The organism is Protofrankia sp. CiP1_Cm_nod4 (assembly GCF_982290645.1).
This window is the reverse complement of sequence record NZ_CEVIVC010000147.1, coordinates 1-11,745: the sequence shown is the minus strand read 5'-3', so window position 1 is coordinate 11,745 and position 11,745 is coordinate 1. Positions and strand designations below refer to the sequence as shown.

Below are 11,745 nucleotides of genomic sequence, written 5' to 3'. Positions count from 1 at the left end.
GGCGCCGGCACGGCCGCCACCGTGGGCAGCGACACCGGTAGCGAGGCGTTGTCCACCGGCTGCGGGGGCAGCGGCACCTCGTACCCGGCGGCGGGCTCCTGGACCAGCGTCAGCGCGGGGGCGAGCGGCCGGGTGAAGACCGGCTGCGGCGGCGGCGGGGCGGCGGGCTCGGCCGGGGCCTCCGGCGCCACCAGCGCCCGGGCCGCGTCGTCGTGCGGGCGGACGCGGCGCACCACCGGATCCCAGGTCCAGCGGGCGCAGCGGCTCTCCGAGGTGAGCTGGACCAGCCAGATCCCGTCCACCCGGCGCCAGGCGTCCCACTGCGCGTTCTCCGGGTCGTCCTGCGCGGCCTGCAGCCGCGCGTCCACCACCTCGCCGAGGGGACGGCCGGGTGCGCCGCCGGGATCCTTCGGCAGCAGGGCGGCCCGCGCCTCCTGCACCACCCGGGCCCGTTCGGCGAGCACCGGGCCCTCGTAGCGTTCCACCCGCTCGACCGCGATGCCGGCGACCCGCGCGACCTCCGCGGTGGTCTCACCGGCCCGCAGCCGGGCCTGGATCTCGCGGGGGGTCAGCGCGCTTTCCTGGCGTACCTCGCTGCGCCGCGCGCCGCGCAACGTGGCCCGCAGCCGGTCGTCGACCGGCACCCGGAACTTCTCCGCGTCGGGCCCGCCGGCGGCGTCGGCGAGCACGAGGTAGCCGCCGTCCTCGCTGAGCGCGACCGCTCGCAGCTCACGCATGGCGCCTCCTCATCGGCGTGGTCCGAGTCTGCCACAGCGCGTTCGGTGACGACAGGTAGGTGACGATAGGTGCCTGGGCTGCCGAGAACCCACCGTTCATGCCTACAACCACACCTTGCCATCGGTGCGCCTGTGGTGTCCCACCTCGCCGAGTCGACACGCTCTGCCGGAGTTGCCGGTATGGCGACACTACCCACTTCTGGAGACGACGGTAGCCGCGGGGCCACTTTTTGGAGAGAAACGGGCGCCGCGGGCTACATTTCGACGGTGGCGCCCGTGGGACGCCTTTCAGCCGGCCAAGGCGCCCGTGGGCGCCTTTCAGGGGCGACGGCCGCCGGGAGGCCTGGTGGCGGGCGGGCGCCGGCGCGCGGGCCGGGCCGTCGCCTTCGGCCGGCCCTGGTCGCCGGCACCGGCGACCAGGGCCGCGCCGACGATTCCGGCCTCGTTCTGCAGCTGCGCCGCGACGACCTTCGTGTTCACCTCGAGGTAGTCGAGAAAACGATCAGTTTTTCGGCTGGCGCCGCCGCCGATGATGATGAGATCCGGCCACAGCAGCGCCTCAAGCGCGTTCAGATAGCGGGTGACGCGCTTCGCCCACTTCTCCCAGGAAAGATCGTCGCGTTCGCGGGCCCCCTCGGACGCCCTCGTCTCCGCGTCGCGCCCACCGATCTCCAGATGGCCGAGCTCGGTGTTGGGAACGAGCTGCCCGTGCAGGAACACCGCCGTGCCGATACCGGTGCCGAAAGTCGTCATGATCACGACGCCGCCGACGTCCCGGCCGGCTCCGAAGGCCATCTCGGCGACGCCCGCGGCATCGGCGTCGTTGACCACGGCCACCCCGCCCGGGCTGCCCGGCAGCGCCGATCCCAGGGCCGCCGCGACGTCGGTGCCCACCCAGACCGGGTCGATGTTGGCCGCGGTCCTGGCCGCGCCGCCCTTGATGACGGCGGGAAAAGCGGCCCCGACCGGGCCCGTCCAGCCGAAGTGCGCCACGACCTCCGCGACGGTCTTGGTGATGGCCGCCGGTTGCGCCGGCTGCGGTGTGGGCAGCCGGAAGCGGGGCGCGGTGAGTGTTCCCTCGTCGATGTCGACGGGTGCACCCTTGATACCGGTACCGCCGATGTCGACACCGAAGACCTGCATGTCGCCTGTGTCCTCCTGTTACCACCGGCCGCCGATATCTCTGACGCGGTATCCACCATGCGCGGCGCGCACAGTGCTGCGCCGTGCCGTCGCTGGCACCGCTGGCACCGCTGGCACCGCCGTGCCAGCGACGTGTGTGCCAGGCCCTGCGTGCCACCCCCGTGCCCACTCCACCATAGATCCGCACACCTCGTCGGCCTATCCGGGTGTGACACCGATATTCGGGGGCGCATTCCGCCGCGGCGGCCGGCCGGCGGCGGTAGGGAGGATCATCTCCGGAGCGCTTCGGGCCGGCGTCCACGCGGCCGGGCTAAGCTGGATGGGTGCGCCTGAGCGATTCCCATGGCCGGGTGGCCACTGATCTCCGGGTTTCGCTGACCGATCGCTGCAACCTGCGGTGTTCCTACTGCATGCCCGCCGAAGGCCTGGCCTGGCTGCCGCGGGCGGAGATCCTGACCGACGACGAGATCGTCCGGCTGGTGCGGATCGCGGTGACCAGGCTCGGTGTCGACGAGGTCAGGCTCACCGGCGGCGAGCCGACGCTGCGGCCGGGCCTGGCCGGCCTCGTCGGCCGGCTGGCGCGGCTGCGCCCCCGTCCCCGGCTGTCGATGACGACCAACGGCATCGCGCTCGTGAGCATGGCCCCGGCGTTGCGCGCGGCGGGCCTGGACCGGGTGAACGTCTCCCTCGACACCCTGCGCACCGACCGCTACCAGGCGCTGACCCGCCGGGACCGGCTCGCCGACGCGCGGGCGGGGCTGGCCGCCGCGGCCGCCGCCGGGCTGGCACCGGTGAAGGTCAACGCGGTGCTGCTGCGCGGCGTCAACGACGACGAGGCGCCCGACCTGCTGCGGTGGTGCCTGCGACAGGGCTACCAGCTGCGCTTCATCGAGCAGATGCCGCTCGACCCCCAGCACTCCTGGGACCGGGCCGCCATGGTCACCGGCGCGGAGATCCTCGCCGGGCTGCGTGGCGAGTTCGTCCTCACGCCGCTGCCCGGCCGGGGCAGCGCGCCCGCCGAACTGTTCACCGTCGACGGCGGGCCGGGCACGGTGGGGCTGGTCGGTTCGGTGACCGCGCCCTTCTGCGCCACCTGCGACCGGGTCCGGCTCACCGCTGACGGGCAGGTCCGGTCCTGCCTGTTCGCCCGGGAGGAGACCGACCTGCGTACCCCGCTGCGGGCCGGGGCCGACGACGCGCACCTGGCGGCGCTGTGGGCGCGGGCGGTCCGGGGCAAACGGGCCGGGCACGGCATCGACCAGCCGGCGTTCACCCAGCCGGCGCGGCCGATGTCGGCGATCGGCGGATGACCGGCGGCCGGGCCGGGACGGGCTGGGACGCGGTGGTGCTCGCCGGCGGCCTGGCCCGCAGGCTCGGCGGGGCGGACAAACCGGCGCTGACCATCGGTGACCAGACCCTGCTCGAACGCGTCCTGGCCGCGGTGGACGACGCCCGGCAGGTGGTCGTGGTCGGCCCCCGGCGCCCGGTCGCGGTGTCGCGGCATATCGTCTGGACCCGGGAACGGCCGCCCGGCGGGGGACCGGTCGCGGCCCTGGCCGCCGGCCTCGGGCTGGTGGGCGCGCCGTTGGTGGCGGTGCTTGCCGCCGATCTCCCGTTCGTGACGGCGGGTGCCCTCGACGCGCTCGTGCGGGCCGTCGACGACGATGCCCAGGGCGGTGCCCATGGCGCTGGCCATGCCCAGGGTGCTGATCATGCCCATAGTGCTGGCCGCGACGGTGACCAGTGTGATCGGCGCGGTGGCGTGGTGCAGGGCGCCCTGCTGGCCGACCCGGCGGGCCGCCGGCAGTACCTCACCGGCGTGTGGCGGACGTCGGCGCTGCGTGCCCGGTTACCCGTGGTCACCGCTGGCGTTCCGATGCGATCCGTCCTGGCCGGTCTGCCGGCGCGGGTGCTGCCCGCCGACGCGCGTGCCACGCTGGACTGCGACCGGCCCGCGGATGTCGAGCGGGCGCGCCGCTGGGCCAGGATGGACCGGTGAGTTCTCTTGACGACTGGGTGGTCGACGCGGCCGGCGCGCTCGGCCTCGACCCCGGGATCCTCGACGTCCAGGAGGTTCTCGGCCTCGCCCGAGAGGTGGCCCACGCCGTGGCACGGCCCGCGGCTCCGCTGACCGCCTTCCTTGTCGGTCTGGCGGCCGGCCGTGCCGGCGGTGATCCACAGGCGGTCCGGCTGGCCATCGACAAGGTGCTCGCCCTCGTCACGGCCCGCGCGGACGGCGACGGCCAGGACGCTTAGCGCATCCAGGCCGGGTTGTCCTCCAGCAGCCCGCGCATGTCGATGACCATCGTCTGCATGGTGAACGGGTCGTCCACCGCTGACAGGCGCGGCAGCACCGTCGTGGCCATGTCGGCGTCGACGTTGGGGCCGGGGCCGGCGGCGCCGGGCGCGGCAAGGCCGAGGGGACCGGTCCGGGCCTGGTCCGGCGCTGGTGACCGGCCCCGGGCGGTGACGATCACTCGGTCCAGCCCGCCGAGCGCGAGGATCAGCGCGAATCCCGGCAGCGCGAAGAGCGCCGGCCGCCACGCGGTCAGCGCCACGACGGCGAACACTGCCACGACCGTGCACGCTCCGATCGCGTGGCGTTGCGCGGGTGGCAGCGCCGGGACCTTTCGACCATGTCGGTAGTGCGCCACGAGCTCAAGTGTGCCTCTCGCGGACGAACCCGCCAAAGCCCGGCCCGTCCGCCGTGGCCGGGCAGCCCGTCCGCCGGGCGGCTGCGACGGCCGGCCGCCGGTGGACGAGGTGTCATCCCCCCGCGGGGGAGCAGGCAGGAGCCGACCCGGCCCGCGTCGGAGCCGATGTGTGTCATCCCCCCGCGGGGGAGCAGGCGGGACGGGACGTGGCACAGGACGTGGTGGACGCCGGCACGGGCACGTCGGTGAACAGCGGCCGCAGCCCCTGGGCACCTGCCTCGGCACGGGCCTCGATCGTCCACGCGATCACCGTGCGTTCCCGGCCGTCGCGGGCGGCGACCAGCCGCTCGGCGTCCCGCCAGGCGTTCTCCCGGGCGGCGACCAGCGTCGGGACGAGGGCTTCGCGGTCGGTGCCGAGCCGGTCCGCGATCTCGTCCGGCAGCGAGCCCAGCGGGCTCCCCGGCTGCGTGAGCAGGGACACCGCCACCTTCGCCAGGATCTCGTTGATCCGGTCGTGGTCGCCCTTGTGGCTGCTGCCGTCCGGGCCGGTGAGGCCCATGGCGGCGAGGACGAACGGGAGGTCGCGGGTGATGTGCGCGTGCATGCTGAGCACCAGGCCGCCGGCGGGGCTGCCGGCGGGATCGCCGGGGGTGGGTGTCGATGCCGTGGCGAAGGCGGTCCGCCACACCGGTGGCACCCCGGCCGGCCTGCCGTCGGCCCATCCGTCGAACGCCCGGAAGTAGTACTCGGCGAACAGCGCGGCCTCGGCGCGAACCCAGGCGGGGTCGGCGAAGTAGCCCGGTGTGGCGGCCGCGTCGCGGAAAGCCTCGGTCGTCCGCAGGTAGACCAGGGCGAAGAGCGCGCGGGGGTCGCAGTGGTCTTCCAGTGGCCGCAGTCGATTACGCATCGTAGTTATTACAGCGTCCGTGCACGTTGCCGAGCCGGTCGCGCAGGGTGGCGGGAACGCCGTCTCCGCCTGTCGCGCCCAGGCGTAGGTGGCCGGTGTCACGGCCTGGCCGGTCGGCACGGTCGCCCGAGCGGGTATGGCAATGATCGATAAGCCGGCCGTCAGAGATATAATGATTGCGGTGCGTAGCCGACTCATGGGTCTCATAGTAGCCTTATGACTACTCGAAGTATTTACAATCGCGGGATGAGTCGCGATACTGCTGCGCCATGTCCTCCAATGGTCACACTTCGCGTGAGATGGCTACGCTGCGCAGTTCGTTGTATCGTCAGGGTGCTGGCGGCGAACCCGCTCATCGCGGCCCGGCCGAGGACGATCCGACGGCGGCGGGCCCTGCCGGTGCCGAGGGCCTCGCGGGCGCGAGCCCGCCGGCCGCCGCGGACGGTGCCGCCCGGGACATCCTCGACAGGCTGCCCGAGATCGTCTTCCGGACCGACGCCCAGGGCCGCTGGACCTATCTCAACCCCGCGTGGACGGTGGTGACCGGCTTCGAGGTCGAGACCACCCTGGGGAAGCACTTCCTCGACTACGTGCACCCGGACGAGCGCGACCACACGGTGGCGCTGTTCATGGCGGTGGTGGCCGGCGGTGCCGGCCACTGCCACCACGTGACCCGCTATCGGACCAGGGGCGGCTCCTACCGCCGCGTCGAGATCCGCGCCAGCCTGCTGCGCGGCCTGGACGGCCGGGTCGTGGGCAACCTGGGAACGATCATTGACGTGACCCGCGGCCACCTCGACGCCGAGACGGTCGGCGAGCACACGGCGCTGCTGGAGCTCGTCGCCGACGGCGCCCCGGTCGACGATCTCCCGATGGGGATCCTGCTCGTCGACCGCGCGCGCCGGATCCGCCGCGCGTCGCCGGTCGTGGACCGCCTGACCGGTGGCCGGCTGCGGGCCGGTGACCCGCTGGAGCGGCTGGCCGGGCTGCTGCGGCCGCGCACCGGCGCGGCCGCTCTGGATGGCGAGTGGGGGCTGGTCGCGACGGCGATCCGGACCGAGCAGCCGCAGCACGCCTACCTGAGCCTGGCCGCCGGGCCAGTGACCGCTGGGCCAGTGGCCGCCGGCCCAGCGGCTGCCGGGCCAGTGACCGCCGGGTACCCGCGGGAACGGGCGCTGCGGGTGTCGGTGATCCCCGAGGCCGGGGAGTCCCAGGACCTGCTGGCGGTGGTGCTGCAGGATGTCACGGACCTGCGGCAGGCCGAACGGCGGCAGGCGGCCGTCGCCTGCCTCGGCCAGCGCGCGCTCGTCGGGACGACGGTCGGCAGCCTGCGCCGGGAGGCCGCCGAGGTCGTGTGCGACACCCTGGGCGTGCCGTACTGCGAGGTGCTGGGACCCGTCGCGCAGCACGGCTCGGTCATCGCGAGGGTGCTGGCCGCGGACAGCCCGGTGGTCGTCGACCACGGCGTGACACCCCTGGGCGTGTCGCTGCCGGGCACCTCCGACGTCTTCGGTGACGTCTTCGGCGACGGCTTCGGCGGGGCCTCCGGCGGAGTTGGTCAGATCGCCGGTGTCGCCGCCCGTATCGGAGCTGCTGGCCGTAGCTTCGGCGTCCTGGTGGCGTACACGACGCATCCACGGGAATTTGCCGCGGACGAGGCGGACTTCGTCCAGTCGGTCGCCAACGTGCTGGCCGCGGCGATCGAACGGCACAACGCCGAGCGGAAGGTCCGCCGCCAGGCCCTGCACGACCCGCTGACCGGCCTGGCCAACCGGATCCTCCTGCACGACAGGATCTCCAGGGCGCTGGGGGAGATCGAGCGGGACGGCGGCCGGCTCGCGCTGCTGCTGATGGACCTCGACCGGTTCAAGGAGATCAACGACACGCTGGGCCACAACGTGGGCGACGACGTGCTGCGCGAGGTCGCCGTCCGGCTGGGCCGGGCCACCCGGCCCAGTGACACGGTCGCCCGCCTCGGCGGGGACGAGTTCGCCATCCTGCTCCCGTCGGCACCGGGGGGTGCCGCCGACGCGCTGGCGGCCGCGGGCTCCATCCGGGCGGCGCTGGCCGAGCGCATCGACGTCGGCTCCCTGCCCCTGCACGTGGACGGCAGCATCGGGATCACGCTTGCTCCCGACGACGGGCGTGATCCCGGGACGCTGGTGCGCTGCGCGGACGTGGCCATGTACCGGGCGAAGCAGCTCTCCCTCGGCGTCGCCGTCTACGCCCCGGACGCCGACCAGAACCGCCGGGAGCGCCTCGAGCTGCTCGGCGGCCTGCGCTCGGCGATCGCCGGCGGCCAGCTCGTCCTGCACTACCAGCCCAAGGTGGACCTGCGTACCGGGCGGACCACGGCGGTCGAGGCGCTGGTGCGCTGGCAGCACCCGGCCCACGGGCTGGTCGAGCCGGGCCGTTTCGTCCCCTTCGCCGAGCAGAGCAACCTGGTCAAGCCGCTGACCCGCCGGGTGCTCATGCTCGCGCTCGACCAGGCACGGTCCTGGTGGGACGCCGGCCGGCTGCTGCCGGTGGCGGTGAACGTCTCCGCCCGGATGCTGCATGACGCGGAGCTGATCTCGACCGTGCGGGCGGAGCTGGACCGCACCGGCCTGCCGCCGCGGGCGCTCGAGCTCGAGCTCACCGAGAGCGCGGTCATGGTGAACACGCGCAACGCGATGAGCGTCATCACCCGGTTACGCGGCGAGGGGATCAGGATCTCGGTGGACGATTTCGGGACGGGGTACTCGTCGCTGGCCTATCTGCGCGATCTTCCCGTGCACGACCTCAAGATCGACAAATCGTTCGTGGTGAATGTGGCGCATCGCACCAAGGACTTCTCGATCGTCCGGTCGATCATCGATCTCGCCCATAATCTTGATCTGCGCGTGGTCGCCGAGGGTATCGAGTCGCGTGAGGTCTGTAGCCTGTTGCGCGATCTGGGGTGCGACGAGGGGCAGGGCTTCTATCTCGGCCACCCGGTGCCGCCCGCGGATCTCGCGGCCTAGCATGGCCGCAGGCCTGGGCGCAGGACGAGGCCAGGGGGGACGGGGGGCGAGTTGTCCTGGTGCTGGCGCTGGTGCCGATGCCGACGCGTGCGCGCTGCTTTCCCGGACACTGCTTTCCCGGACAAGGTGTCACGCCGGCGTGCTGTGCTGCACCATAGGCTCAGCCTCACTACATTCTGGAGGTCGGCCGTGGGCAGGGGAAGTCGTACGCCGCTGGGGCGCGCCATGCCTGTCGTGTCCGCGCTCCTGGCGGCCATCGTCGTTCTCGCCGGGTGCGGCTCCGGTCGCTACGAGTACGTGACGAACAAGGGCGCGGGCACGTTTCTCAAGATTCCCAGCTCCTGGCAGCACCAGCCCATGCTCGGGCCGGCCTTCGTCGGGATAGACGCCCGCAACGTCTCTCCCGACGCCGCCCGGGTGCTCGCCTCCCGCGAGTGGGTGGTGGGGATCGACGCGGCGGCGAAGTTCGACGACAAGAACCTGCTGCTCCCGGACGCCCCGGAGCCGAAGGGGTTCGTCCAGGTCCGCCAGCTCCTGCCGGAGGAAGCGGCCACGCTGTCCACCAACGACCTGCGTAACCTGCTCATCTCCATCGACGACGCCGAACGGGAGCAGACCGAGGAGATCCGGCGGGATCCCGAGGGTGCCCGGCTGGCGCCGCACTTCCTGCTACTGACCGACGAGGCCGTCCGCAAGGACGGCGGTGTGCACGGCGTCCATCTGATCTACCAGCTCCGGGTGGACACCGGTCTGGTCACCATCGACCAGACCAGTCTTTTCGACCGGGATCAGACGATGCTCTACCAGCTCGTGTTCGCCTGCTCCGCCTGGTGCTACGACAAGCACGGTGCGCAGATCAACCAGGTTCAGACATCGTTCACGATCAAGCCGATCACCTGAGATTGAAGACCATGAATCAGACCTCGTCCGCGCAGCAGCCTGTGCAGCCGCCCTCGCAGCCGTTCCAGATCGCTCCCGTCGACCCTCCGCCGCGGCAGTCCGGGCCGGTACGCAAGCGGCTGGTCCTGTGGGACAGGGTGAAGTTCCTCCTCCTGATCGTGGCGCTGTTCGCGTTCGTGGTGGCCGCGGCCATGTCGGACAACCCGATCATGGCCTTCTCCGACGCCCTGCGCGAGCAGGCGTTGACCAGCTGGTGGCTGGTCGCGCTGTTCGCGGTCGAGATCGTCCGCCAGGTGCACATGTTCATCGGCGAACGGTTCTCGGCCTACTACGTCTTCTGGACGGACCGGGTCTTCGGCCGCTTCGAGCGTCGCCTGCTGCGGTTCAACGACTGGAACCGCTACCGGATGAGCCGGGCCCTGAAGTGGGTGGCGACCCTCGCGGTCGCCGCCTTCGTCTACGCCCGGATCCGGGACGACTCGATCTTCAACGCCGTCGTCGCCCTCCCCGGTGACATCTGGGGCGCGATGCCGCTCGTGCTCCAGCTCGTCCTGTTCATGGCGATCGCCATCGGCCAGTTCGTGGCGATCTTCTGGTTCCTCTCCCGCGGCGGTGTGGACGTCTACTTCCCGGAGGACATCAAGACCAGGTTCACCGACGTCTGGGGCCAGGACCACGTCCTGTCCCGGGTCAAGGAGGCGGTCTTCCACCTGGAGAAGCCCGAGGAGATCGAGAGCCGGGGCGGTTACGTGCCGGGCGGCATCCTGCTGTGGGGCCCGCCGGGCACCGGCAAGACCCTGATCGCGGAGGCGGTCGCCGGCGAGACCGGCAAGCCCTACGTCTTCGTCGACCCCGGGGCGTTCCGGGCGATGTTCTTCGGCGTCGGCGTGATGAAGGTCAAGGGCCTGTTCCGCAAGCTGCGCAAGCTGGCCCTCCGCTACGGCGGTGTGATCGTTTTCTTCGACGAGGCCGACACCCTGGGCAACCGCGGCCAGCTCGCCGGCGACTTCGGGCGGGCGGCCCCGGCGGGCATGGCCGACGTCCCTCTCTTCGGGCCGGCCGGTACCTCCGCCCTCGGGTCTGCCGGCTTGGCGCACTCCTCGTGCAACGGGCTGGCCTACGCCAGCCACGGCAGCCGCCGGCAGCTCGCCGAGGCCCAGTTCGTCGTCCCCGGCGGCGGCGGTGGTGGCCAGTCGAGTTTCGACGGGACGCTGCAGGCGCTGCTGACCGAGATATCAGGCCTGAAGAAGCCCCGCGGCTTCCTCAACCGGGTCGTCCGCCGCGCCCTGGGGATGCGGCCGAAGCCGCCGCCGAAGTACCGCATCATGATCATGATGGCGACCAACATGCCGCAGTCCCTGGACGAGGCGCTGCTGCGGCCCGGCCGCATCGACCGCATCTACAAGGTCGGCTACCCCAGCAAGGAGGGCCGGGTGCGGACCTTCCACGGCTACCTGTCCAAGGTCCACCACAACGTGGCGCCCGAGCAGGTGGAGCGGCTCGCCGTGATGAGCCCGTACGCCACCGGCGCGAGCATCAAGGACATGGTCAACGAGGCGCTGATCCAGGCGATCAAGTCGGACCGGGATGTCGTCACCTGGCCGGACCTGCTCAAGGCCAAGGCGATCAAGGAGCACGGCCTGCCCGACGACCACGAGTACGTCGAGCGGGAGCGGCACAGCGTCGCCCTGCACGAGGCCTGCCATGCGGTGGTCATGTACCGGCTGCAGAAGCACATGGCGATCGACATGGCGACCATCGAGCGCCGGGGGGACACCGGCGGCTTCGTGGCCCCGGTGCCGCTGGAGGACAGGTTCGTCGACTGGCGCTCCGAGGTCGAGATCGACGTGATGACCTTCCTCGCCTCCATCGTGGGCGAGCGGATGTTCTTCGAGGGCGACCACACCCAGGGCGTCGGCGGGGACCTGCACGCCGCCACCGAACTGGTCGCCCGCAGCATCGGCCGGCACGCCATGGGCACCACGCTGACCTCGCGTCCCGCGCTGGCCTCGGGCCTGGGCAGCAACCCGGCCTATTCGGGCAGCAGCCCCGGCTACCTCGGTGGCGGGTTCGTCGAGGAGGTGGAGACCAAGCTCCAGGAGCTCTACGTGCGCACCGAGACGATCCTGGAGGCCAACCGCCGGGAGATCCTCGCGGTCACCCACGCGCTGGAGACGAACAAGACCATCACCGGCGAGGACGTGGAAGCGATCATGGAGGGCACGCCCGGCCCCACCGTGGACGGGCGTCGCTACCACGAGCCGAACTTCCTCGCCCTCGCCGAGGAGTACCACTCCAGCGCGGTGCTGGCGCACCGCGGCCAGCGCGTCGAGCAGCTGCGGCTGCCGGACCTCACCGGCAGGGCCGCGGCCACCCCGGCCTCCGAGGGCCCGCCGCCCGCC

At 72.3% G+C, this 11,745-nt stretch carries 10 protein-coding genes; 6 read left to right on the top strand and 4 right to left on the bottom strand.

The window, feature by feature from the left end; all coding sequences use genetic code 11:
• A partial coding sequence (gene sepH / locus AC5LSR_RS20370; RefSeq protein ID WP_493468839.1) for a septation protein SepH occupies positions 1–737 on the bottom strand: 737 nt, incomplete at its 3' end.
• 318 nt (positions 738–1,055) lie between these two features.
• A complete protein-coding gene (ppgK, locus tag AC5LSR_RS20365; protein ID WP_493465518.1) occupies positions 1,056–1,880 on the bottom strand; it encodes a polyphosphate--glucose phosphotransferase in 825 nt (274 codons plus the stop codon).
• 323 nt (positions 1,881–2,203) lie between these two features.
• On the opposite strand from ppgK, the gene moaA reads away from it, so the two are divergent.
• The 3 genes from moaA to AC5LSR_RS20350 are packed head-to-tail and all read left to right on the top strand — an operon-like array spanning position 2,204 to position 4,136.
• The gene (gene moaA, locus AC5LSR_RS20360) at positions 2,204–3,190 is read left to right on the top strand and encodes a GTP 3',8-cyclase MoaA (RefSeq protein ID WP_250284463.1); all 987 of its coding nucleotides are present in this window, start codon (positions 2,204–2,206) and stop codon (positions 3,188–3,190) included.
• Complete coding sequence (gene mobA / locus AC5LSR_RS20355) at positions 3,187–3,879, top strand: molybdenum cofactor guanylyltransferase (protein ID WP_250292350.1); 693 nt, start codon at positions 3,187–3,189, stop codon at positions 3,877–3,879. Before moaA ends, mobA begins: the two co-directional genes overlap by 4 nt.
• A complete protein-coding gene (locus tag AC5LSR_RS20350) occupies positions 3,876–4,136 on the top strand; it encodes a DUF6457 domain-containing protein (RefSeq protein WP_250284461.1) in 261 nt (86 codons plus the stop codon). Before mobA ends, AC5LSR_RS20350 begins: the two co-directional genes overlap by 4 nt.
• Here the strand turns inward: AC5LSR_RS20350 and AC5LSR_RS20345 are convergent.
• Together AC5LSR_RS20345 and AC5LSR_RS20340 are read right to left on the bottom strand one after the other, a co-directional pair.
• Positions 4,133–4,456 (bottom strand): hypothetical protein, encoded by a 324-nt coding sequence (locus tag AC5LSR_RS20345; RefSeq protein WP_250284460.1) that lies wholly within the window; start codon positions 4,454–4,456, stop codon positions 4,133–4,135. The genes AC5LSR_RS20350 and AC5LSR_RS20345 overlap by 4 nt on opposite strands.
• Before the next feature lie 250 nt (positions 4,457–4,706).
• Positions 4,707–5,639, bottom strand: coding sequence for a DUF5995 family protein (locus tag AC5LSR_RS20340; protein ID WP_445548517.1), 933 nt, complete (start codon positions 5,637–5,639; stop codon positions 4,707–4,709).
• 122 nt (positions 5,640–5,761) lie between these two features.
• Between AC5LSR_RS20340 and AC5LSR_RS20335 the strand changes: the two genes are divergently transcribed.
• The 3 genes from AC5LSR_RS20335 to AC5LSR_RS20325 form a co-directional block, all read left to right on the top strand.
• The gene (locus tag AC5LSR_RS20335) at positions 5,762–8,443 is read left to right on the top strand and encodes a sensor domain-containing protein (protein ID WP_493468838.1); all 2,682 of its coding nucleotides are present in this window, start codon (positions 5,762–5,764) and stop codon (positions 8,441–8,443) included.
• Positions 8,444–8,668: 225 nt separating this feature from the next.
• Complete coding sequence (locus AC5LSR_RS20330; RefSeq protein WP_250284466.1) at positions 8,669–9,343, top strand: hypothetical protein; 675 nt, start codon at positions 8,669–8,671, stop codon at positions 9,341–9,343.
• 11 nt (positions 9,344–9,354) lie between these two features.
• On the top strand, positions 9,355–11,745 hold a 2,391-nt coding region (locus AC5LSR_RS20325), incomplete at its 3' end, for an AAA family ATPase (RefSeq protein ID WP_493468837.1).